Genomic DNA, 23582 nt, shown 5'->3' on the forward strand with positions numbered 1-23582 from the left:
GATTGATGATGGCGCTTCAAGTTCTATCTCGATAGTCGTTGTGGCCCCGTCATTTCCAACGCCGCACCCCGCAGGCAACTCACGCCCATCCCGAGTTGAGGATGTTCGGCCCGCGCCTGTGTGTCGGCCGCGGTCGATCCAGCGACAGGCAGACCGGATGTCCGGTCGGGTCGATAAGGACGGATGTCGTGTCAGCGGCCGGTTGTGTTCTAGAGCGGCATGAGGTGGTGTTTGCGGGGGCCGTGCTGGATGGTTTTGCCGCGGAGCAGGCGCAGTGCTTTGCGGATTTCCAGCCGGGTGTGGGCCGGTTCGATAACCGCGTCGATGTAGCCGCGTTCGGCGGCGGTCCACGGGGTCGCCATGGTGGCGTTGTAGAAGTCGATCAGCTGCTGGCGCAGGGCGGGCCGTTCGCTCTCCGGGACGGCTGCGAGTTGGCGGCGCTGGGTCAGACTGACGGCGGCCTCGGCGCCCATGACGGCGATGCGCGCCGTGGGCCAGGCGAGGTTGATGTCGCCGCCGAGTTGTTTGGATCCCATGACGGCGTAGGCGCCACCGTAGGCTTTGCGCACGATGACGGTGACGATCGGCACGGTGGCTTCGGTGACGGCGTAGAAGAATCGGCCGCCGCGTTTGATGACGCCGATCTTTTCCTCTTCGACGCCGGGCAGGACACCCGGAGTGTCGACGACGAAAATCAGTGGGAGTCCGAATGCGTCGCAGAGCCGGATGAAGTGCGCCGACTTGTCCGAACAGCGGGCGTCTATCGCCCCGCTGGCCACCAGCGGCTGGTTGGCGATCACGCCGACGCTGCGGCCGTCGACCCGCGCGAATCCGGTGATCAGGTTGCGGGCGGCGGCATCGCCGACCTCGTGGAAGTCGCCGTCGTCGAAGATCCTTGCCAGGACGTCGTACATGTCGTATCCGGCCCGGTCCGAGTCGGGAATGATCGCATTCAATTCGCGGTCGCTGTCGGTGAGGCCGGGCTCGAGGCCAGGATTCACGATGGGTGGCTGCTCGAAGCAGTTGGACGGCATGAAGTTCAGATAGTTACGCGCCCAGGCGAATGCCGCGCGTTCGTCGACGGCGATGTGGTGGATGTTGCCGTTCTGGGCTTGGTTGAACGCGCCACCGAGCTCTTCGAGGGTGACCTCTTCACCAGTGGTCTCGCGGATGATGTCGGGGCCGGTCACGAACATGTAGGCGGATTCGGTCGCTATCAGCACGTCGGTGTTGATCGGTGAATAGACCGCCCCCGCAGCACATTTGCCCAGCATCAACGACACCTGTGGTACTGCACCGGACATGCGTAGTTGCCGTCGGCTCAGGGCCGCGTACCAGGCGAGCGAGGTCGCCGTGTCCTGTACCCGGGCGCCACCGGAATCGTTGATCGCGACGAACGGGCACCCGACATCGGCCGCCAAGTCCATCGCCGCGGCAACCTTCCGCCCGAACATCTCCCCGATCGATCCGCCATACACCGTCTGATCATGCGAAATCACCACTACCGCACGCCCATCGACCGTGCCCCGGCCGGTGACCACGCCGTCACCATACAGGGCATCGGCACGTCCAGGTTGCCTCACGAGAGCGCCGACTTCGATGAAACTACCCGGGTCCAAGAGCATTTCGATGCGCTCGCGCGGGCTGGGAATGTTCTTCGCGGCGCGTTTGGCGATTCCCGCCGCACCTGTCGGCTCGCGCGCTGCTGCCAGATTCTGTTGCAGCAGAGCGTGTTTCGCGCCAGTCGTGTCCACAGATGAGTCCTCCCTCGAACCGGGCTGCCGGTTTCACCTTCAATGGCTGACCCTAGCCGGAATAGACAAGTACACAACTATGTGCACTGCAATAAACTCGAGGCCGTGTCGTCTACAGCAATGCACCGCGGTGCAACGAGTTACCAGGCGCGAGCCGGCCGTGCACTCGAAGAACACACCAAAGCGATGATCGTCGCTGCCGCCGAGGAGGTGATGATGGACAGAATCACCACACCTCGTCCGGGCAGTTCGATCGAACGTCTCACGCTCGCCGATGTGTGCGGCAGTGCCCGTGGATACATTCGACGCGACGGTACCGAGGGCCCGATCCCGAAGGCCACCATGTGGAAGCACTTCAAAACCTTCGAAGCACTTGCCGCCGCGGTCATCGAGAATCTGACAGCCGACAATCTTCCGGTCCCAGAGCAGATCGCAGCGCTCGCCACGCGAGGCCATCACGCCGGCACTCGGCGCGACGGGGTCGCCGCGCAACGATTGGAGGCGCGGTTCTCTGCCCGGCATTACGACATCCCTCGCCTGGAAGAACAGTTCGACCATGCATCGACCCGTAATGAGCGCTCCGACATGCTGTTCTGGGCGGCCGAGCTGGCCGAACGCCACCTGCAACACCGGCGCCGCGGGGATCGGCAACCGGTGGTCGCGGCCCGGGACTGGGCGCGCCGCGGGATCGCCCTCGTCGATCCGGCAGCGCGCCTGGATTGCATGATGGGGATACGCTGCACCCGCGCAGGGGCGGCCGCCGAAATGACCCTGTGCAGGAAACCCGATTACGAGCCCACCGGACTGAGTCGGATCCGGTCCATCAAAGAAACCGAGATGACATTCGCCGATGCCCTCGGCTGGCAGTTACACCACGAACTGGCGCGATTCCACGCCGAACATGCCCGCGCCCTCGGCGAAGAAGATCCTGACCGAGAAATGCGATCGCATCACACGATCGCCACTACGCTGATCGAGCTGTGCGGACCCGCTCCGAGCATCGCCCGGGAGCCACAAGACACCCTGCGAGCAAACGAACTCGCCGATGTCATCATCGGACTGCGCCGAATCCGCATGGCCTATGCAACCCATCCCGAACAGCAGAAGCCATACGCCACGATCTTCGGTGACAACATGGATAGCTGGACACGAAAGTTGTTGGCCTGCTTCCCCTCAACCATCAGCGAACGCCACCGCCACGAAGGCAACATCCGAGCCCTACTGCGCCTCGATGATCTCACCAGCCGGTTCGACCGGTCCGACCCCACCGCCGAATTCGACCGGATTGGTTCGACCGTAGAAGACTACGAACAGGCAGCCATCGACCTGCTCCGAACCGCGGAATACGGCACCATCCGCGACATCCTGGTTGCGCGCTACCTGACAGCGAAAGCACGATCCCTCGCCCAACTCGACAGAGAGGCGAACCAGCCTGCCAAGCGCGCAGACGCCGATCGAACCGACAACTCCCTTGTTCATCCCAGCCCAGCGGCACTGATCCAAGCCGCCATCCAGTTCTACGACCACACTGCCGCTGCAAGCCCACGCGGCGCCGGCGGCATCCTTCGCACTTTGGCCGCCAACGCCAGCGCCGAACTGAAACGCGCAAACCCGTCGCGAGGCGCAACGAGCACCGCACCCACGCCACCCATCAGCGAATTCGACACCATCGCCAAAGCGATCAACGACCTGGTGCTGATCACCATCAGCCGCCGAAACCGTTTCACCGACAACGAAATCGAACATCTCATCGACATGATCGACCCCATGTACTACTACATCACCTCTGGTCGGAACTGAACAACCAACAGAGACGGACGCTCGAACCGCTACAACTCGAACACTTGCACATGCGGCATCGAGCGGAGTGCCCCTGCGCATCCCGAAGCGGTTGGTCACGAAGTTTGTGCGCGCTCAGGTCCTACTCGATGCGCCTCGCCCGCCTCGCGGACATTCGATCCAGCCCCGTCGGGCGGAGTTGTCGAATCGACGCGGCGCAGGATGTGCGTAACCGCGTACGCCACAACACGGTAGGTGAGGACAGCCGGTACAACGACCAGTAGCGCCATGCGCAACGTCAGGAGCGCGACGCTGACGGCCAGGTAGCTCAGGCCGGTGCCGTCGGGCGAACCGAACCCCTGCCGCTGCGACAACGCCGCCATCACGGGATACAGGGCGAGATACAACACGACCAGGATCAAGGGCATACGGATCAGCCGCAGGCCGGCGAGCAACCGCGAGGTACTGGGAAGGCTCATCGCGCCAGCTCCGGTCCGGAGGTGAGGAACGCCAGGAGCAGGGCGTTGCCGATCACCCCACCGGTGGCGAAACGCAAGCGGGTCCCGCTCCGCAGTGGCAAGCCGACGAGGTTTGCGGTGCGATACAGGCGGGTGAACACGTCGTGGTGACCGAAGGAACGGGCCGGGGCGAGCGCGAAACCGGTGGCCGCGACCGACTTCCCGAGTATCAGGGGACCGCTGTCCATATCGCCCGCGCCGTGATAGCCGTCGCCGTACTCGTGAATCGCACTGAAGCCGAGGAAACTTCGCTCTTGGCCGAACAACCCGGTCGCCAACTCCTCGGCGAGCGCGCGGTCCGCGAAGCCCACGAAGTAAGCCGCCAGTCCGGTCCCCGAGGCGCGGGGGGCGTCGTGCGCACGCCCGTTCACACCCATGCGCTGGATGACCAGCCCGGTGTCCCGATCGATTTGTACCGCGCGCACCTGCTGCGCCCAGTGCGAGAGGACCGCTGTGTGGTCGATGCCGGTCGCGCGGCCGTGGACCGCGATCGCGGCGGCGACGGCTGCCACGTCGGTGGGGTAGGCCTCGCCGGGAAAGGTGTCCAGCAGCCCGGTCGGTGAGGCGAGTAATCTCCGCTCGTAGGAGGCGATCAGCGCGTCATGTCGCGTCGCGAGGTCGGCCGGAAACGCCGGATCGATGAGGCGCGCCATCCCGAGCGCGAGGGCGGGATAGGAGAGATAGGCGTGGCCGTTCGTACTGTCGAGATGGATTGCTCCGTCCTCCCCGTGCCAGGCATCGGTGAATACCGAGCGCATCTCGGGCAACAGACTCTTGGTTGCCGCGCGGGTCACGACAGGGGCGTAGCGTTCCCGCCATTCGGGGTGCGCCAGACACACTTGCGCCAGTCCCAGCGCGGTCATTTGGTGCGCGAGCAGCCCCCACATGCCGTCGATCACCCCTGCCGAGCCCGTGGCTCGTCGTCGATCGTCCTCGACTTCGAAGGCCACCGACTCCTCGGCGAGCCCACGCACCCGCGCCGGATCCCCACGGAACCAGCTGTCGGCGTCGCGACCGCACCACCAGCTCGGCAGCAAGCCCGCGACGAGCATCGCCACCACGATGCCGGCCACGATCGCGAGTGGACGGCGAAACCTGGTTATCGATGCCCCGGGCTGATCGGACTCCCCGCGGTCCGAACGTATTTCCATACCTCACCGTACATTGCACGAGAATTGCTCCCGACGTGATCGGCACGCCGACAGCGAACGCTCCCGGTCATGTCCACCAGCAGTGTCGACGCCCGATGCCGCTGTAGGCCAGCAACATTCACGCACGAACACGCCGGAGACCAGTTGCGCGCCGTCCCATCCGTTCGAGGCCGCTCTCTCCCGATCCGAAAGGTGGATTCGAACACCCGCGCCGCCGAACGGTTATGGTGTGGATGTCTGGCGAGGGGGGAGCGTCGATGAGCGCGGTGGTACGACGAATCGGGTTGCTGGCATCGGTTTCGGCGGTGCTGGTCGGCTGCGGCTCGGCAGATCCGGTGGCCGCACCTGTCTCGACGACGACGGTGGCACCGGCGTTGGACATGAACGGCTTGCGGCGGCGGAACAGAGTCCGTCATGGTTCGGGCCCGCCGGTTATATGGTTTCCACCGCAACAGATCTCGGTCGCTTCGGCCACGCGCTGTTCGGTGGCGAACTCATCTCCGCCGAACTGCTCACACAGATGAGAACCCCAGGGGTGTCCGGGTATTACGGGCTCGGCGCCTTCATGATGGGGACCGACCCCTGCGGCAACCCCGAGCGGCTATGGGGCAACCGCGGTAACGGTATCGGCTCGAAGTCCTATCTGATCGCCAGCTACGACGGCAGCCGGGTTGCCGCGATGACCTGGACCGGCGCAGACACCGACATCCCGAACGACCGGCTCAACGCCACGATGCAGCAAACACTCGGTGCCGCGCTGCTCGCCGCGTGCCCACGCTGAGGCCCGATCGAACATGGTGACCCCCTCCGGACACCCGTGCTGATCGGCCCCGACAACAAGATCGTCGGGGCCGATGCCGTGGGGTGGGGGTTTGCGGATTCGCTCCCGCTTCGATGGCGGTCAGGTGGCGTTCGAGCCAATACGAGCTCTGCCCGGCCTCTCGACGCGCATCGCCCCAGATCACCGGTCCGATGCCGGTTCTCGGTCCCGATCAAGCGGCGTCGAGGGCCGCGGTGATCTTGCGAGCCATGTCGGCCATGGTGGGACTGGGCTCGCCCTTGTGGCGCTGGCCGGTTGCTTCGATGGCGACGAGGACAGTGCTGCGGAAGTTTTCGGCCTCCGCCCGATCCTGCTTCTCGAGCAGGCCCACCGCGGCGGTCAGCGCAGGCAGCACCTGGTCGGCGAGTCCGGCGACGGAGTTGCCATTCAGCTTCATGCCCTTCGGCTTGGCGAGCACGTGCCCGACCAGGCCGGTCGCCGAGGACAGGGCGATGCTGCCGTCGGTGGCGGCCTTGTGGGGCGAGCCACCGGCAGCAGCGGCGGCCGACATCAGCGACACGGCACCGTACGCGGCGGTCTGCAGGGTGAGCTTGTCCTGGTCGGTGAGGGTGATGGACATGGTTGCTTGCTCCTTGGAATCCGTTGTTACCCAACAACCATGACTATACGTAGATGTATACGTATATGCAAGATCGAGTTCTCGGCGGACTGCGTCCTCGTCAGCAGATCGCCCCGTAGTTCCCAGCCCTCCGGTCATGCCAGCGGGTGTGCGTCTCAATCCGTTGCCTTGGTGGCCGGAACAGTCAGGGAAAGGCGATGTACTTGGTTTCGAGGTATTCATCGATACCTTCGCTACCGCTTTCGCGCCCCAGTCCCGACTCCTTGACTCCGCCGAATGGCGCTGCCACATCGGAGATGATGCCGCGATTGACGCCGACCATCCCGGCCTGCAGGGCACGCGTAACCCGCAGGGCGCGGTCGAGACCGTTGGTGTAGATGTAGGCGGCGAGGCCGTATTCGGTGTCGTTGGCGGCGGCCACTCCGGCCGCTTCGCCGTCGAAACCGACAATGGCCGCGACAGGACCGAAGATCTCCTCCCTGAGGATGCGCGCGTCCGGGGAGACGCCGGTCAAAACCGTTGGGTGGTAGAAGTATCCGGTGTCGCCATAGCTGTCTCCGCCGGTGGCGACGACAGCGCCCTTGTCGACCGCGTCGGACACGAGTGCGGCGACACGCTTGCGTTGCTTGTCGGTGATCAGCGGACCCACTTGGGTGCCTTCGACATCGCCAGGTCCGATCCGCAGTGCTTTCATTCTGGCGGTGAGCTTTGCGCAGAATTCGTCATGCACGGCGTTGTCGACGTAGATGCGGTTGGCGGCGGTGCATGCCTCACCGATGTTGCGCATCTTCGCTGCCATCGCTCCGTCGACCGCGGCGTCGACATCGGCATCGTCGAACACCACGAACGGCGCGTTGCCACCGAGTTCCATCGATGTCCGCAGCACTCGAGTCGCGGCCTGCCGCAACAGGATCTTGCCTACTTCGGTCGACCCGGTGAATGTCAGTTTCCGTAGCCGCGCGTCGGTGAGCAGGGGAGCGGTCACCTCCGCCGCATGCGTCGACGGCAGCACCGACAGCACGCCGTCGGGGAGCCCGGCGTCGCGGAACACCTCGGCAAGCAGAAGCATGGTGAGCGGGGTCTCCGCTGCCGGTTTGACGATCATCGTGCAGCCTGCCGCGAGCGCGGGCGCGATCTTGCGAGTGCCCATCGCCAGCGGGAAGTTCCAGGGCGTGATGGCGAGTGTCGGTCCGACCGGCTCCTTGGTCACCAGGATGCGCCCGTTGCCCGACGGTGATTCGCTGTAGCGCCCGTTGATGCGAACGGCCTCTTCGGAGAACCATCGCAAGAACTCGGCGCCATAGTTCACCTCGCCCTGGCTCTCGGCGAGCGGTTTGCCCATCTCCAGCGTCATGAGGAGGGCGAACTCGTCACGGCGATCGATCACGATCTGCCATGCCCTGTGCAGAATCTGCGCCCGCTCCCGTGCGGGAGTCGCGGCCCATTCCTGCTGGGCGGCGGCTGCGGCGGTCAAAGCGGCCGCAGCATCGTCGGCGCCTGCGTCGGCGACCTCGAGCAGCACCTCACCGGTGGCCGGGTTGTACACCGCGAACGTGCCGCCCGCTGCCGCCGCGGTCTCCTTGTTGCCGATCCAGACGGATGTCGGTAGCTGGGCGAGCAGCGTTTTGGTTTCGATCATGGTCATGTCCTCGTGATTGATCTCTGGATGTATTCAGCGCGCCGCGGCGGCTGAGCGGAGAGCGGTCTCGAGTACGCCGAGCGCTTCGTCGAGGAGGTCGTCGCTGATCACCAACGGGGGGAGCAACCGGATCACATTGCCGTACGTTCCGCAGGTGAGAGCGATGACACCCTCCGACAATGCTTGCGCGGCGACAGCTTTCGTGGTCACGGGGTCCGGAGTGTCGGTGCCGGGGTGGACCAGCTCGATCGCGAGCATCGCTCCTCGGCCACGAACCTCACCGATGATGTCGATCTCGTCCGCAAGCTTGCGCAGACGCGGCTTGACCAGGGCTTCGATCTCCCGGGCACGTGCGGGAAGGCCCAGGCGCGACATCGTCTCGATCGTGGCCAGTGCCGCCGCGCACGCGACCGGATTGCCGCCGTAGGTTCCGCCGAGCCCTCCGCTATGGACCGAGTCGAGCAGGTCCGCCCGGCCGGTCACCGCGGCCAGAGGCATGCCGCCCGCGATGCCCTTGGCCATCGTGATCAGATCCGGAACGATGCCTTCGTGCGTGCTGGCAAACCACTCGCCGGTACGCGCGAAGCCGGTCTGCACCTCGTCGGCGATGAACACGATCCCGTTGTCCTTGGCCCAGGACACCAGGGTCGGCAGGAATCCGTCCGCTGGCACGATGAACCCGCCCTCGCCTTGAATGGGTTCGTAGATGATTGCCGCGACCGCGTCGGCGCCGAGCTGTTTCTCGATCTGGTCGATCACCTGCTGCGCGGCTTGCGGGCCGGTCAGAGTGTGGGCGTCTCGATAAGGGTAGGACGCGGGCATTCGGTAGACCTCCGGCGCGAACGGGCCGAAGTGCGCCTTGTAGGGCATGGTTTTCGCGGTCAGGGCCATCGTCAGGTTCGTGCGCCCGTGATAAGCGTGGTCGAAGGTCACGATCGCGGAGCGCCCCGTCGCCAGGCGTGCGATCTTGACGGCGTTCTCCACGGCCTCGGCACCGGAATTGAAGAGCACGGAACGCTTTTCATGGTCACCGGGCGTCAGTTCGGCGAGTGCCTCCGCGACGCGGACGTAGCCTTCGTACGGTGTGACCATGAAGCAGGTATGCGTGAAGTGTGCTGCTTGCTCGGCGATAGCCGCGGCGACGGAGGGATGCGACGCGCCGACACTGGTGACCGCGATGCCGGAGCCCAGATCGATCAACGAGTTTCCGTCCACGTCGACGATCACGCCGCCGTCGGCATCGACCGCGTACACGGGGACCGATGAGCCGACGCCTGCCGCTACCGCGGCGCGGCGACGCCGAGCCCATTCGAGTGAGCGTGGGCCGGGTAGCTCGGTGACGAGCTGCCGTTTCTGCGCCAGCCGGTAGGTGTAGTCGGTCACGGATTCGTCCTCGTTGGATTGGGTTTGTTTGTCATGTGCCGAGCGGGTCGATCCTGCTCGGATCTGGACAGGGCCAGAGCTAGGGCAAGTGTCGCTGTCGGTCGAACCTGTTGCCAGTGGCCACATTGGGCATTTCCTACTTCCGATGGGCCAAAGTGGCACACTTGATGGGTGCCGCTCACCGTCCGTCAACTCGTCGCCGACCCGACCTTGCGAATCACGCTCCGGGCGGGGGCCGAACATGCCGACCGGGAGTTGAGCTGGGCCCACGTGTCCGAACTCGACGACCCCGCAGCGTTTCTCAGCGGCGGAGAGCTATTACTCACCACCGGAGTGGCGCTGTCCGACTCCGACGAGGAGATTGCGAACTGGGTCAGGCGTTTGGTCGCCGCCGGTGTTGCGGCGCTGGGGTTCGGTGTCGGTCTCAGGTATGACGACGTACCCGCGGCGGTCCTCGACACCGCGCGCGCAGAAGGTCTGCCTCTGGTCGAGGTGCCACTCGAGGTGCCGTTCATCCTGCTGGAAAAGGCCGTCTATCAGGCGTTGTCGTCCGAAGACCACGCCCGGCTTCAGCTCAGCCACCAGCAACAGCGGCGACTGATCCACGCCACACTGGCAGCCGACGGGGCCAAGACCTTGGTTCGGCGCACCGCGCAGCTCATCGGCGGCTGGGCCGCTCTGCTCGACGCCGCAGGCGACATCGTCGACAGCACCCATCGCAGTGCGCGACGAGCGGTCGAACAGACCGCGCGGGCACGACGGTCCGGACCCGGTGAGATCGTGTTCTCGACCGAAGGTGGCGAGGATGTCATCTCGCATCCGCTCACCGCCGCGGACGGCCGCGTGCTGGGCTACTTGGTGGCCGGTCGCGAGGGTGTCGTCGGTTCTCTCGACCACGGTGTCGTCACCATCGCCGCGTCGCTGTTGACCCTGTTCGTCCGTCGAACCGAGCAGTCACGAGATGCGCTCGCTCGTGCGCGAGAGGCAGCGATGAAGATGCTGATCGCCGGACAGATCTCCACGGTGGAGGCGATGGCCGACGAGTTGTGGGGAGGTCTGCCAACCGAACCGATCGTGGTGTTCACCGCGCAAGGAGATCCGCGACGCCTCTCGGCAGCATGCGAGCTGTTCGAGGTGCACCCGCACGGAGCGATCGCCTTCGCTCTCATCGACGATCACCTGTCGGTGATCGCTTCGCACGCCTCGGCGAACTCCGCACTCGCGCGCCTGACATCGGTTTCGGGCCTCTTCCCGGGCATTTCCGGCGAGGCGAGTTGGGGCGAGCTCGCGCGCGCGATCCGGGAAAGTCGCCAGGCGGCCGACGATGCCGCGCGACGCCAGGAGACAACGAAGTTCACGGCAGTGATCAGTGAGGGGCTCAGTGCCTGCTTCGATCGTGATCGTGCACGCGCCTACGCCGAAGCTCATCTGGCGCCGCTGCTCGACAGCGATCGCGGTGGTTCGGAAGCACTCCGCTCCACACTCGAGGTGTGGCTTGCTCACAATGGGCAGATCGATCCGGCGGCAAAGACATTGGGCATACACCGGCATACGCTGCGTCGCCGACTGGACCGCATCGAACGCTTGCTCGGGATCAGTCTCGAGTCGCCGACGAGTCGGTCGGAGCTGTGGCTCGAGCTCCAGCTGATCGACTCCGACGTGGACCGTTAACGGCTGTGGCTGAATTCCTATGCGGCCCAGTCGCATTCATGTAGCGGATGGAGTTATGGTCCTGCGATTCGAAACAGCCTGTGAGGTAGTCGATCACCCGGGCGCGGCGATCGGCGAGACCATGCGCGCACCGGCATCGGCGTTCGCGCGCCGCGCTGCGATCACCGTCCGTCCGCAGCCGGGTCGTCGAGGATCGTCGTCAGCACGCGCAACGCCCGGTCCCGGTGCTCGTCGAGTGCGACGATCACCTCGCCGACCGCGTGGCGGCGTGCCAGCTCGAGAATCGCCTCATGGTCTGCGACGGTCCGCGAACGTTCGACGGGCGAGTTGTAATACATTGCGCGATAGGCCTCGGTGGAGTCCCACAGCAGCCGGATGACCCGCATGGTGTGCACCATTTCGGGCGATTCCAGCAGGCCGAAATGGAACCGGCGATTCGCCTCCAGCTCGGCCGCCACATCACCGCGCTCGGCCGCTTCGGCGCAGTCGCGGGCAGCCAGCGCGACACGGTCGAGGGAGTCGGCGTCGAGGAGCGGCACCGTGTGCAGTGCGGCCCGCGTCTCGAGCAACGTCCGCAGTTCGTAGATCTCACGCAGATCCGCGACCCGGAGCTCGGTGAGGAAGTAACCACGCCGAGGCCGATAGACGACCTGGCCTTCCTGTTCGAGCGCGCGAAGAGCCTCGCGTACCGGCGCGAGGCTGACGCCGAGATCGGCGGCGATCCGCTCCTGCCGCACCTGCTGACCCGGGCGGTACCGACCCGACACGATCGCCCGCCGGAGCTCTTCGAGCGCATGTTCGCCCGCAGTACCAGGACCCTTACGACCTGCGGAGGCGGCTGGGAGACTCACCTGGCGAGCTTACCCATAGTCACCCACCCGATCGGTAATCCTCTACCGCTCAGAAGTGGTGGTGGGCAGGTCCGGTGGCGCTGACCGATAGACCGGCGGCGTCACCGAGAGGTTGAGGGGGCTTCGGCAGAGCGAGACGGTGCTGCCGTCGGCGCGCGGCACTTCGACGGTAGGCTGGAGGCCCAGCTTCTCGGCGAGGGCGAAGGCTGCGGCGATGTCGTTGACGACTCCGGCCGGGACACGGGCTTCGGCCAGTTGGTCGGTCCATTCTGCGGCGGTCCGGGCGGCGAGCAGCCGCTCGAGGTCGGCACGCAATTCCACCCGGTTCCGAACGCGAGAGGTGTTGGTCGAGAACCTTTGGGAGGTCGCGAGTTCAGGTTCGCCGAGCACCTCGCACAGCGAGGAGAACTGGCGGTCGTTTCCGACGGCCAGGACGAGTTCACCGTCGGCGCACGTGAGCAGTTCATAGGGCGCGATGCTGGGGTGCTGGTTTCCCATCCGAGTCGGTACGACACCCGCCGAGGTGTAGGCACTGGCTTGATTGACCAGTCCGGCGAGCAGGCAGGACAGCAGGTCGATGTCGAGGCGCTGCCCCTCGCCCGTCGCTGTGCGGTGGTGCAGCGCGGCGAAGATGCCGGTCGTGGCGAAGAGTCCTGCAAGCACGTCGACGAGGGCGACACCGACCTTCTGCGGCTCTGCGTCGGGGGCCCCGGTGACGCTCATCAGGCCGCCGAGGGCCTGGATCAACAGGTCGTAACCGGGCAGTCCGGCGCCGGGGCCGCGTCCGAAACCGGTGATGGAGCAATAGATCAGGCCCGGATTCTCCGGTTGGAGCTGGTCGTAGTCGAGCCCGAAGTCCGCCATCAGTCCCGGGCGGAAATTCTCGACGACGACGTCGGCGGTCACCGCCATCTCCCGGGCTCGAGCGCGGTCGGCCGGGTCGGACAGGTCCAGGACGATCGTGCTCTTGTTGCGGTTGACGGCCTGGAAGTAGGTCGCCTGTCCTCGGTCGTCGTGCGGCGGTTTCCAGGTGCGCGTGTCGTCCCCGGTGCCCGGTCGTTCGACCTTGGTGACGGTGGCGCCCAGGTCGGCCAGCTGCATCGTCGCGAAGGGGCCGGCGAGGATGCGGGAGAAGTCCAGGACGCGGAGGTTGGCAAGCGGGGGGACCATGTGTGAGGATCCAATCATCGATTTTCGAAAATCGAAGATTAGGCTAGGTATCGCGGCCTGTCAGGTCAAGGAGATCCGCAAGCATGTCCACCGCAGTGGCCCCACTCGACTTTCTCGCCATCGACTCTGTCCTCACCGACGAGGAACGAGACATGCGCAATACCGTTCGCGCGTTCGTGCGCGAGCGCATCCTGCCGTCGGTGGGGGATTGGTTCGACGAGGGCCGCGTCCCTCGCGAACTGTTCACCGAACTGGGCAAACTCGGGGTGCTCGGGATGCACCTCGAGGGCTATGGCTGCGCCGGAACCAGCGCCACGGCATACGGGCTCGCCTGTCTCGAACTGGAGGCAGGCGACAGCGGCATCCGCAGTCTGGTGTCGGTGCAGGGCTCGCTGGCCATGTTCGCCATCCACCACTGGGGGTCCGAGGAGCAAAAGCAGGAGTGGCTGCCGCGCATGGCCGCGGGTGACGCCATCGGATGCTTCGGCCTGACCGAGCCGGACTCGGGTTCCGATCCCGGCTCGATGCGGACCTACGCTCGCCGGGACGGTGACGATTGGGTGCTCCGCGGTGCGAAGATGTGGATCACCAATGGCTCGCTCGCGGATGTGGCCGTGGTGTGGGCGCGGACCGACGAGGGCATTCGAGGCTTCTTGGTTCCCAAGGACGCCAAGGGATTCACCACCCGCGACATTCGGAAGAAGGTGTCGCTACGCGCGTCGACCACCTCCGAATTGATCTTCGACGAGGTTCGGCTGCCCGCCTCGGCGATGCTGCCGGGCGCGACATCCTTGCGTGGTCCGCTGACCTGCCTGAGCGAAGCCCGTTTCGGCATCGTGTGGGGCGCGGCAGGCGCTGCCCGCGCCTGTCTGGAATCCGCGATCGACTACAGCACCACGCGCGTCCAGTTCGGCAAGCCGATCGCGTCGTTCCAGATCCAGCAGCACAAGCTCGCCACGATGGCCCTCGAGGTCAACCGCGCCACCTTGCTGGCGCTGCACCTCGGTCGATTGAAGGATGCCGGGACGCTGCGGCCCGAACAGGTGAGCATGGGCAAGCTGGGCAACGTCAACGCCGCACTGGATGTGGCTCGAACCGCGCGACAGGTGCTCGGTGCGAATGGGATCACCCTCGAATACCCCGTCATGCGGCACCTGACCAATCTCGAAACCGTCGTCACCTACGAAGGCACCGCCGATGTGCACGCACTCGTCCTCGGTGGGGCGTTGACCGGGATCGACGCCTTCCGCTGATCCGCACAAGCCGCTTTCCGGCGGTGACGCCTCCGATGCGCCCTGCCTCGCGTCCGAATCTGTCACCGTCGGCAAGTGGTCGGCAATCGCTCTGATCGCGCTCAACTCGCTGGTAGATGCTGCGACTGAGAGAGCGCGGAAGAATGTGCAACCGACTAGCATCGTTAGGTGTCGCATATTCCGCATCTCCCGTCGTTCCGCCGGTCCGACCGGCAGGTTCCGGTGTTGCCGAAGGTCCCGATCCCCACCGCGCGGGCGATCGTCGATTGTGCGGTGTACGTCGACGGGCAGCGGCTCCCCGGCAAATTCACCCACGCCGCCGCGCTGGCCGAGGTCCGCGCCCGCGGTACCGGGTTCGTATGGGTAGGGCTGCATGAACCCGATGAGATGCAGATGGGCGACATCGCGCGGACCTTCGGGCTGCATTCACTGGCGGTCGAAGACGCGGTGAAAGCACATCAACGGCCGAAACTGGAACGCTACGACGACATTCTCGTGACGGTGATGCGCACCGTCGCCTACGTCGAGCACGAACTCCACAGCGTCAGCGAAATCGTGCAGACCGGCGAAATCCTCATTTTCACCGCACCCGACTTCGTCGTCGCGGTCCGCCACGGCGAGCACTCCGGCCTCGCCGGAGTACGGCGCGACCTCGAGGCCGACCCGCAGCGACTCCAGCTGGGCCCCGGCGCCGTGCTGCACGCGATCGCCGATTTCGTCGTCGACTCGTACATCGAGGTCACCCGAGCGGTCGAGCTCGACGTCGACGCCATGGAAGAGGAGATTTTCACCCCGCGCCGCCGGATCGCCATCGAACCCATCTATCAGCTCAAACGCGAAATCGTCGAACTGCGGCGCGCGGTCAAGCCACTCGCCGCCCCGATCCACCAGCTCAGCGAACCGGAAACACCGCTGCCCAAGGAAGTTCGCCGCTATCTGCGCGACGTCGCCGATCACCACACCACCGTCGCCGAACGCATCAACGACTTCGACGACTCCCTCAGCGCCCTCATCGGCGCCGCGTTGGCGAAAACCGCGATGCAGCAGAACACCGACGTGCGCAAGATCTCGGCCTGGGTCGCGATCCTCGCCGTCCCGACCATGATCGCCGGGATCTACGGCATGAACTTCGAGCACATGGCCGAGCTGCGGCAAGTCTGGGGATACCCGGCCGTGCTCGCGCTCATGGCGACGCTCTGCGGCACGCTGTATGTCGTCTTCCGCCGCATCGAATGGCTCTGAAGCCGGCGGCGTACGTTCCTACCCGGCGCCCGCTGGGGGCACCTGGCGGGAATCCGCGTACGCAAAGACTTTTCAGTGATAACCGGACGTCAACTCGAAGGCTTCGCGATCAGCACCGGTCCCCGAGGCGCTCGAGCGTGGTTGCGGCTGGCGGGGGGAGAGGGAGAGAGACCGGCAGATTTCGCGGGCTCGGGCCGTCGGGATGGCTGGTTGCGATTCCGGTCGGTCGATGCCCGACGGCCGTGTTAGATTTCCGCTGGACGTTAGTCCAATTCGCACCGGGTCGGGCAGTTCGAGCGGAGAAACAGTGCTTGGGACCACGCGTACATTGCTGGCGGCCGCCGCGGTGGCGATACTGCCACTGACGGCAGTGACGGGACTGGCCACGGAATCGGCGGCCGCCGATCGCACCTATTCGGAGTATGTGGCGCTGGGGGATTCGTGGGCAGCCGATGTCACCGGCAGCCAGATCACGACGCAGTTCACGCCGGTGCATTGCCTGCAAAGCGCGCGCAACTACCCGAAGCAAGTGGCGGCCGCGCTGTCGACACCGGTCTTTCGTGACGCCACCTGCGGCGGTGCGGAGACCAAACATATGACGAGCCCGCAGACCACGGCGCTGGGCAGCAATCCGCCGCAGTTCGACAGCCTCACCTCTGCCACGGATTTGGTGACCCTGGGCATCGGCGGCAACGACGCCGCCCTGGCCAAGTCCGTATTTACCTGCCTGACAACCGATCCCGCCGCCACGCCCTGCCTGGACACCATGATCACCGGTGACACCGACGTCATGACCGAAGCCATCGACGTCACCGCCACCCGGGTGACCGCGACCATCGTGGGCATCCGGGCACGCGCCCCGCACGCCCGCATCCTGCTGCTGGACTACTTCGAAGCCGTCGGCACCACCGGCGGCTGTTTCCCGGAGATCCCCATCTCCGACGCCGACGCGATCTGGCTGGGCAACAAGCTCATCGAGCTCAATGACATGCTCACCCGCATCGCCGCGGCCACCGGCGTGGAATTCGTCGACACCTACACCGGCAGCACCGGCCACGACGCCTGCCAACCCCCAGGCGTGCGCTGGGTGGAAGGGCTGGTCCCGTTCTCCAGCACCCCGGTCGGCCCCGCCGCGCCGTTCCATCCCAATCAGCTCGGGGCGGACTACCAGGCGCGGCGGGTTCTGGAGACGCTCGGCGCGTAGCGTTCCCGAGGACGCTACGCGCCGGGTTCAGGGCGCTCAGGGGACATGCGGTCGGCTCTGTCACCAGGGGTACGCGCGTCCCGCGGCATCATCGGACGGTCTGCGCCGCAGTCGATCTCACTGCTCAGATCACCCGCGCAGCGGCATGTCAGTGCGTTTCGGTCAGCTGGTACTTTCGACATGGATTGCGCCGACGGGGAGGGACGATGACCGGCGAACTTGTGACAACGCTGTATGACTTCCAATTGTCGATGCTTCACGCGATGTGCACGAGTGCTCCTGCTCAGGCGGCGGATCTGCTCGATCGGATCGGTGCGACCCGCGCCGACGCTGCGGTCGCCGAGCATCGGTGGTGGTTCGCTGATGCGACGAACGACTTCAGGTCAATCGCTGAGTACATAACAGCTTGGGGTGCACCGGCTTCGGAGCGGATCGAACACCACGGCGACCGCGAGGGTCGGTATGCGGTGTGGGATTTGCCGTTCTGGCCCGGTCTGCAGATTGAATGGATGGAGATTCCGCCTCATCCCCGGCTGTTCAGGCAGCTTCTTCGGCACCCCGACTGCCCACGGCCGCGGTTGGAATCTGTTGCCGACTTGACCCCCTGGTCGTGCACGCGGAACGAGTTCCACGATGGAACCTTGGGACCGACTGACGTCGTCGACGGATTCGGCGGGGTCGGAGACGTGGCAGCCTTCAGAGCAATCGACCCCGACTCCGGGCGTAATCGTGTCTACTGGGCACATTTCGATTGGGGTCTGTTGCAGTATGTCGAACCAGCTCCCAACACCTACGTGTGGAAGCTCTGAGGCACTGCGAAAGCTGCCCGATGGCCGATGGCCGATCGAACTGAACACCCTCGACTCGCCATGTGCGGATGGTTGAGATGTCATGTGGCTGAGGCCATGTAGGCGGACAGGATCTAGTTCAGGTGGCCCACCGAGCCGATCCAGAGATGCGATTCTGTCGTCCACGCGACCTCATGCGCCGGACGCGGTGCGACCTACCGGAACGCCGAGACGTTTTGGGCGACCCATCCCTCGAACGTCCGAGCTGGAGAACCGGTCACCACGTGTTCGAGTTGCCCCCACCCTTGCGGGCGGGGGCAACTCTCACCTACGCGAATCTGTCGAGGGGCAGGGCATCCGAACGCGCGCACACGAGCCGGCCGATCCGCTCGCCAAACGCGACGAGAGGACCGTCAGCGGCCGGGCTTCGTTATTCGATGACATGGTCAATGGGGTTGCGATGTGACCGAGGCGCTTTCACTTCAGCGCGGCCTGCATCGCGACTCCGTCGACGTAGGAATGCTTCTCCTTGACTGCGCCGTCCTCGACCAGAACGTAGTCCGCGAGGTCGACGCACACGCGATTGCCGGTCGCCGAGGTCCCGGTCAGCTGCCATTGGACCACCCAGAAATCGTCTCCGACGCGCAACGAGATCAGGTGGAAGGTCAGGTCGGGAACCAGGGCGAATGTCCCCGCCGCGGCCTCGCGGATGGCGGCGCGACCTCGGGCGGGTTCTTGGCCCGAGTGCAGGTGGAACACCGAGTCGGTGGTGTGGAGTTCGATGATTCGGTCTGGGTCGCGGTCCGCCCAGCAAGCGTGGTAGCGCTCGAACAGTTCGCGGGTGGCAGTGGACATGATGGGCGACTCCGATCGTAGTTGTGTCGATGTGACCTGAGAGGCGTTCTGCGAGAAGCACTCTGGATGCTGTGACTCATCAGGGAATTCAGTGTCGCCGGGAGCCGTCCGGCGTGGCGACGGGCGAACGCCTCCACTTCGAACACTTCCGTTGTGCGCACGCACAATGCACGCTAAGTTGGCGACAGTGACCCAGGACACGCACGCCGAGCGCCCGCGCCTCGTTCGCGAGCTGCGCGCGGACTTGGCTGCGATCTCCGAAATGGTGACCGCCAGAATCGAACAGGACGACGGCGACTACGACGACGCCGCACTCGATCACCACGAATTGGCCACCTTGGTGGCCGACAGCCTCGCGGCATTGCTGGATTCCCTTGCCGGGGATCCGTATTCGCTCGAGCCGGCTCGCCGAGCCGGACGCCTCAAGGCCGAGCGCGGGATCCCGCTGGACAGTTTGCTGCACGCCTTCCGCCTCGCGGGCATGGCGTTCTGGGCGGTGATCGTCGAACGCGCTGATCATGACGACCGTTCCGCTCTGCCTCAGCTGTCCACGCTGATGTGGGCCACCGTCGACGAGTACTCCGTCGCGGCGGCCGACGCCTACCGGCGCGTAGTCGTCGTCGGGACCGAACAACCCGATCAACGATTGCTGCGGGCGCTGCTCGATCCCGCCTTCCCGCCGACGCAGCGCGAGGATTTGGGCAGAAGGATGCGCCTGCCAGCCCGAGCCATCTTTGTCGTCCTGGTCGGCGACGTTCGCCTTGCCGCGACCGGAGTCACCACCGTCCGCACCCTTCTCTCCGACGATCGAGTGACCCTTGCCGCCGCAGTCTCGCCCGCCACGCTCGACCGCGCGCTAGGTACCGTGCAGGCGCGAGCCGGTGCGAGCAAACCGTTCACCGACCTCGTATCGACGCCTGCCGCGCTGGACCAAGCACGGCTCGCATTCCGGTGCCTGGGCCCGGCGGACACCGGAATCCACACCTATTCTTCGTCACCGGCCCGCGCTTTGATCGCGGCTAACCCCGGACTCGCCGCGGACGTCCTCTCGGACACGCTCGCCGCATTCGATCGACTCCATCCCGACGACGCCGACGCTCTCGTCCAAACCGCCCTGGCCTGGTACGAACTCGGCGGCTCCACGTCGGCGGTAGGGGAGCGCCTTCACCTGCACCGCAACACGGTCCTGCACCGTCTCAAGCGAATAGAAGGGCTCACCGGTGCAGCGTTCGCAGTGCCTGCCGACGCGGTGCGACTGTATCTGGCGCTGCAGACACGGCTGCTTCGAACACCCGGCGACAAGTCCTGACCGCTCTGCGGCACGTGAATCTCTGTGTTCAAGGCGTGTACCGACGCCAGTGCAAATCTGCCCCGGCAACGCCGCGGTCGTATATCGAGGTGGAGGTCTGCTTTGTCGGACCGCGTACCCGCGGCGAGGACGGCTGGAATGTCTTGGGCGCTGTTCATCGTGGTGACGAGGGCATTGCCGAGGTCTGTCGTGCGGCCCGCCGGTCCGAGCGAGGAGACCCTACGTGCGTAGTGCTCGTCTGTAGGCTCTCGTGCCGTATCGGGTGACGACAACGGGAGGCGAGTGCCGATGGCGGGAACGGATCGGTGGTCGTGGACGCACATCCTGCGCGCGGACGGTCCGGCTGCGGTGATCTGCATCCGTGTGGCGGTGGGGCTGGTGTTCCTCAGCGAGGGGATCCAGAAGTTCCTTTACCCGGACAAGCTGGGGCCGGGTCGGTTCGACAGGATCGGGATACCGGCGCCGACGTTCTTCGCCAATCTCGACGGTGTCGTCGAAATCGCCTGCGGCGCCATGATAGTCATAGGTCTGCTGACCCGTCTGGCGGCGGTGCCGCTGCTGATCGATATCAGCTTGGCGATCGTGCTGACCAAGCTGCGTGAGCTGCAGCCCGGTGGATTCCAGGGTGTGGAAGGCTTTTGGGGGATGGCGCACGACGCCCGAACGGATTTCGCGATGCTGCTCGGGCTGATCTTCCTGTTGTGGGCCGGGCCCGGCCGCTGGTCGCTGGATGCCTGGCTCACTCACCGCGTTGAGGTGGTGCGGAGTAGCGCCATGAATCCGTAGTCCATGTGTGGTTGCCGGTGGTAGCGGCAGTGATAGGCCCGGCAGGTCTCGGCGGACGGGCCGCGTATCTTCACCGACCCGCTCGCCGGGCGCATCCTCGGCGTCACCGACGGTGAGCTGGCCGAATTGGATACGGCCGAAATGGATCATCCCGGCCATGCCGGTGCGAGCAACCGCCCGCGCCGGCTGTTCCTCGCCGCGCGCGCCCGCTTCGCCGAGGATGCCGTGCAGCGAGCCGACCCGACCTCGCCGTCCGGCCAAGGCTCAGAATGGCATTGGCGGTCGGTAACTAGGAGGGCGGCTGTCGATCGATCGATGGTCGTCAGCGCCGAGCCGATCGAACGGCGCCGCATCGAGAGGGCATGAGGGGATATGACACCTGAATTCGATGATGTCGACATGCCGAGACCGCTGCTGGTCATCGACACCAACATCATCAGGTCGGACCCGAACTTCGGCAGCGCGCAATGGCAGGCGCTCGTAGCGGCGGTGGAGGCCGAAGAGGTCGACGTCGCGGTGCCGGAGGTGGTCGTGCGTGAATCGGCACGCCATATGGAGCAGAGGATCAAGAGTGCCCGCCGGGAGCTCAATACCGCGGTACGCGCCATCCACGATCAGCTGCGCAGCTCGCGCCTCGACGCGCCTGCGTTGACCTATCTGCCGTCGGTCGCCGAACTCCGCAAACTGCCGGAGATCACGACCGAGGAACTGCGGTCCGAGCTCCGTAACCGGTTCAAGGAGATCGGGTTCACGGTTGCTCCGATCCCCGAGGCGGCTCACGATCAGCTCGTGGACTGGTCGCTGGCGTCGCATCGGCCGTTCGACGCCACCGACAAGGGATATCGAGATGCCTTGATCTGGCACACCTTCTGCGATCTGGCAGCCGCCGACAGCGCCGGGTTCGTGGTGCTGGTCTCCGACGACAACGATTACTGTGCGCGTGGAAAGATCACGCCGCACGAGGATCTCGCCGGCCACCTGGCGAGTATCGGCCGAACGGAATCCGTCGGCTTCGCTCGCACCGTCCTCGAAGGGCTGGAAGTGGCCCGGGCCGCGATGACGAACACCTCCTGGTGGCCGAGGGTGCCTTCGCCACGTGTCACAGACCTGCTGATGGCGGCGATCCGGGACGCCTATACGGACATGATCGGCGCCCCGCTGACGCGCGACGTCTACGACGATTCGACCGAATCCCTGCTGCCCGGCGTGGAACTGCCGGAAGAGCTCGAAGCCGCATCCATCTCCACGGCGAGGTTCGAGGGGGAATCCGCAGTGGTGTCGGTCGTCGAAACGTATCGCGGCCGTACCTCGGTCGGGACCGTCGAGGTCAGGACGTCGTTCGGCTACGAGGCCCTCATGGACAAGGGCGAGTTCTACAGCACGCTGGACAACGATGCGGTCTGGACGCTGGTCGACCCGGACTACAACAGGAATTACGTCGCCATCGAGGGGGAGTTCGGGGCGGTCGTCGAGTTCGCGTTCGTCATCGACCATCAGCACGAGAATGTGATGGCTCTCGATATCGAGCACGTTCAGTTGCTTTAGCAGCCCAGCGGGCACCGAGCCGGGACGCTGGAGTTCCTGCGTTCTGCTCCCTTGCGCGACGCACGGAGGGGGAGATCAGTTGAGGCTGCGCAGGTGGCGGACGAACGCCGCCGCCTCGGTGGCGTATTTCGAGCGTCGGCGGGCGATGTCGTCGTGGTCGAGGATGTCGCCGGTACAGGTGGCGAGCGCCGCGATCAGGTCGGTCTCCGTGGTCGCGGCGCGAAATGTCAGCACGCGGTCGGCGATTTCGCGGGCGCGCAGGATGTCCAGCCGCAATGTCTTGTAGAGCAGGGCGTCCGACGAGAAGCGTAGGGCGTGCGGAAAGGTTTTCGTCTGCGAGTCCGGCCCCCGGTACCAAGCGATGAAGACGCCGTTGTCGCAGATCTCGTGGCGGGTCACCGCGCTCTCTTCGGCGAACACGACGTCGATCGGACAGATATCGCGGCAGTCGAACAGCGCGACCAGAGCGGTCAGCAGCGAATCGCGATAGTCGCGGATCATCTCTTCCATCGGTACGCCGCGCAGGCGGGGTAGCAGCCGCCGGTCGGCGACTCGTCGCCGAACCGCCTTGTCGAAGGCCGGTGAGATCATCCGCACCACAACCTGATCGGGCGGATTGTCGCTCTCCCGCAGCCTGGCTGGGACGTACCACGGGTTCGGGCCACTGCACGCGTAGAAGGTGGAACCCGCCATGGCTTGCTGCATATCACGGTTGAAGACCGGATCGAATCCTGTTGTGGCCGGGTAGGTGCGCTGTGGTAGGTAGGTCGAGTTGGCCTGAAAGGCGCGATCGATGACCTGATCGGACATCGCCGCGAACGATTCCCGCAGCGTCGCCTGCACGGTTTGGTCCTGGGAGCGTGTCGCGATGAGCGCGAAGAAGGTCGCGAAGATCGCCGAGGCAACCAGGTTCAAGCCGATAGCGGAAGCGATCTCGCGACCGGTGAGACTCTCGTCCAGCAGTGCCAGGAAGATGCCCACCGCGAACGTCACCACGTAGGCCAGGGCGATCGCGTAGAGCATCACTTTCTTCTGGAGTGCACTCACCCCTCGATCCTGCACGAGAACACGACGCGCTGCCGACAGTTCGGTCGCGGAATGGGGCGGCGTTGCTGCGCGCGGTGCTCGATGTCCCTGGCGGGGTAGTGATCGGACCGGGTGCCGATCCCGCGCGCGCGAGGTTGGCCGGGGTCGAGCTCGCGGGGGCGGATCTCACCTCAGTCGATCTGACGTCGGCCGACATGGTCGGAAGCGACGCGCTGGGGCCGGTACCTCGATGACGTC

At 65.5% G+C, this 23582-nt stretch carries 22 protein-coding genes; 12 read left to right on the forward strand and 10 right to left on the reverse strand.

Features of this window, described 5'->3' with window-relative positions; genetic code table 11:
* Positions 1-209 precede the first annotated feature (209 nt).
* Positions 210-1754, reverse strand: a complete 1545-nt coding sequence (locus tag AC3EO7_RS26455) for an acyl-CoA carboxylase subunit beta (RefSeq protein WP_435592677.1) — start codon at positions 1752-1754, stop codon at positions 210-212.
* Positions 1755-1859: 105 nt separating this feature from the next.
* On the opposite strand from AC3EO7_RS26455, the gene AC3EO7_RS26460 reads away from it, so the two are divergent.
* A complete protein-coding gene (locus tag AC3EO7_RS26460) occupies positions 1860-3554 on the forward strand; it encodes a hypothetical protein (RefSeq protein ID WP_435592678.1) in 1695 nt (564 codons plus the stop codon).
* A 95-nt stretch (positions 3555-3649) separates the two neighbouring features.
* Here the strand turns inward: AC3EO7_RS26460 and AC3EO7_RS26465 are convergent, their stop codons facing one another.
* Positions 3650-4012, reverse strand: a complete 363-nt coding sequence (locus AC3EO7_RS26465; protein WP_435592679.1) for a hypothetical protein — start codon at positions 4010-4012, stop codon at positions 3650-3652.
* Positions 4009-5124, reverse strand: coding sequence for a hypothetical protein (locus AC3EO7_RS26470; protein ID WP_435592680.1), 1116 nt, complete (start codon positions 5122-5124; stop codon positions 4009-4011). The genes AC3EO7_RS26465 and AC3EO7_RS26470 overlap by 4 nt, the downstream gene beginning before the upstream one ends.
* 160 nt (positions 5125-5284) lie before the next feature.
* Between AC3EO7_RS26470 and AC3EO7_RS26475 the strand changes: the two genes are divergently transcribed.
* A complete protein-coding gene (locus tag AC3EO7_RS26475) occupies positions 5285-5983 on the forward strand; it encodes a serine hydrolase (RefSeq protein WP_435592681.1) in 699 nt (232 codons plus the stop codon).
* A gap of 211 nt (positions 5984-6194) precedes the next feature.
* Here AC3EO7_RS26475 and AC3EO7_RS26480 read toward each other — a convergent pair whose 3' ends face one another.
* The 3 genes from AC3EO7_RS26480 to gabT form a co-directional block, all read right to left on the reverse strand.
* Positions 6195-6602: a hypothetical protein gene (locus AC3EO7_RS26480; protein WP_435592682.1), complete on the reverse strand. Its 408-nt coding sequence runs from the start codon at positions 6600-6602 to the stop codon at positions 6195-6197.
* A gap of 184 nt (positions 6603-6786) precedes the next feature.
* Positions 6787-8241 (reverse strand): NAD-dependent succinate-semialdehyde dehydrogenase, encoded by a 1455-nt coding sequence (locus AC3EO7_RS26485; RefSeq protein WP_435592683.1) that lies wholly within the window; start codon positions 8239-8241, stop codon positions 6787-6789.
* 33 nt (positions 8242-8274) lie between these two features.
* Positions 8275-9624 carry a 4-aminobutyrate--2-oxoglutarate transaminase gene (gene gabT, locus AC3EO7_RS26490; RefSeq protein ID WP_435592684.1) on the reverse strand — a complete coding sequence of 450 codons (1350 nt, stop codon included), beginning with the start codon at positions 9622-9624 and terminating at the stop codon, positions 8275-8277.
* A gap of 171 nt (positions 9625-9795) precedes the next feature.
* Here gabT and AC3EO7_RS26495 point away from each other — a divergent pair, with 171 nt between their 5' ends.
* The gene (locus tag AC3EO7_RS26495) at positions 9796-11295 is read left to right on the forward strand and encodes a PucR family transcriptional regulator ligand-binding domain-containing protein (RefSeq protein ID WP_435592685.1); all 1500 of its coding nucleotides are present in this window, start codon (positions 9796-9798) and stop codon (positions 11293-11295) included.
* 161 nt (positions 11296-11456) lie between these two features.
* On the opposite strand, the gene AC3EO7_RS26500 is transcribed toward AC3EO7_RS26495, so the two are convergent.
* Both AC3EO7_RS26500 and AC3EO7_RS26505 read right to left on the reverse strand, forming a co-directional pair.
* Positions 11457-12146 carry a GntR family transcriptional regulator gene (locus tag AC3EO7_RS26500; protein ID WP_431966014.1) on the reverse strand — a complete coding sequence of 230 codons (690 nt, stop codon included), beginning with the start codon at positions 12144-12146 and terminating at the stop codon, positions 11457-11459.
* A 42-nt stretch (positions 12147-12188) separates the two neighbouring features.
* The gene (locus AC3EO7_RS26505) at positions 12189-13316 is read right to left on the reverse strand and encodes a CaiB/BaiF CoA transferase family protein (protein WP_435592686.1); all 1128 of its coding nucleotides are present in this window, start codon (positions 13314-13316) and stop codon (positions 12189-12191) included.
* 83 nt (positions 13317-13399) lie between these two features.
* Between AC3EO7_RS26505 and AC3EO7_RS26510 the strand changes: the two genes are divergently transcribed.
* The 4 genes from AC3EO7_RS26510 (at position 13400) to AC3EO7_RS26525 (ending at position 17824) form a co-directional block, all read left to right on the forward strand.
* Positions 13400-14569: an acyl-CoA dehydrogenase family protein gene (locus AC3EO7_RS26510; protein ID WP_435592687.1), complete on the forward strand. Its 1170-nt coding sequence runs from the start codon at positions 13400-13402 to the stop codon at positions 14567-14569.
* Positions 14570-14746: 177 nt separating this feature from the next.
* Complete coding sequence (locus tag AC3EO7_RS26515; protein WP_435592705.1) at positions 14747-15811, forward strand: magnesium and cobalt transport protein CorA; 1065 nt, start codon at positions 14747-14749, stop codon at positions 15809-15811.
* 307 nt (positions 15812-16118) lie between these two features.
* Positions 16119-17015, forward strand: a complete 897-nt coding sequence (locus AC3EO7_RS26520; RefSeq protein ID WP_435592688.1) for an SGNH/GDSL hydrolase family protein — start codon at positions 16119-16121, stop codon at positions 17013-17015.
* Positions 17016-17221: 206 nt separating this feature from the next.
* Positions 17222-17824, forward strand: a complete 603-nt coding sequence (locus AC3EO7_RS26525; RefSeq protein WP_431966006.1) for a hypothetical protein — start codon at positions 17222-17224, stop codon at positions 17822-17824.
* Positions 17825-18280: 456 nt separating this feature from the next.
* On the opposite strand, the gene AC3EO7_RS26530 is transcribed toward AC3EO7_RS26525, so the two are convergent.
* Positions 18281-18658: a nuclear transport factor 2 family protein gene (locus AC3EO7_RS26530; protein WP_435592689.1), complete on the reverse strand. Its 378-nt coding sequence runs from the start codon at positions 18656-18658 to the stop codon at positions 18281-18283.
* A 187-nt stretch (positions 18659-18845) separates the two neighbouring features.
* On the opposite strand from AC3EO7_RS26530, the gene AC3EO7_RS26535 reads away from it, so the two are divergent.
* From AC3EO7_RS26535 to AC3EO7_RS26550, 4 genes are all read left to right on the forward strand, one after another.
* A complete protein-coding gene (locus tag AC3EO7_RS26535) occupies positions 18846-19967 on the forward strand; it encodes a PucR family transcriptional regulator (protein ID WP_431966002.1) in 1122 nt (373 codons plus the stop codon).
* A 324-nt stretch (positions 19968-20291) separates the two neighbouring features.
* Positions 20292-20753, forward strand: a complete 462-nt coding sequence (locus tag AC3EO7_RS26540) for a DoxX family protein (RefSeq protein WP_435592706.1) — start codon at positions 20292-20294, stop codon at positions 20751-20753.
* 126 nt (positions 20754-20879) lie between these two features.
* Positions 20880-21119, forward strand: a complete 240-nt coding sequence (locus AC3EO7_RS26545) for a hypothetical protein (RefSeq protein WP_435592690.1) — start codon at positions 20880-20882, stop codon at positions 21117-21119.
* 33 nt (positions 21120-21152) lie between these two features.
* Entirely contained in the window at positions 21153-22298 is a 1146-nt protein-coding gene (locus AC3EO7_RS26550; protein WP_435592691.1) for a PIN domain-containing protein, read from the forward strand.
* Between the two features lie 75 nt (positions 22299-22373).
* On the opposite strand, the gene AC3EO7_RS26555 is transcribed toward AC3EO7_RS26550, so the two are convergent.
* A complete protein-coding gene (locus AC3EO7_RS26555; RefSeq protein ID WP_435592692.1) occupies positions 22374-23345 on the reverse strand; it encodes a hypothetical protein in 972 nt (323 codons plus the stop codon).
* Between the two features lie 98 nt (positions 23346-23443).
* Between AC3EO7_RS26555 and AC3EO7_RS26560 the strand changes: the two genes are divergently transcribed.
* Positions 23444-23578, forward strand: coding sequence for a pentapeptide repeat-containing protein (locus tag AC3EO7_RS26560; RefSeq protein WP_435592707.1), 135 nt, complete (start codon positions 23444-23446; stop codon positions 23576-23578).
* Positions 23579-23582 lie beyond the last annotated feature (4 nt).

This window comes from Nocardia sp. bgisy118 (assembly GCF_057708605.1).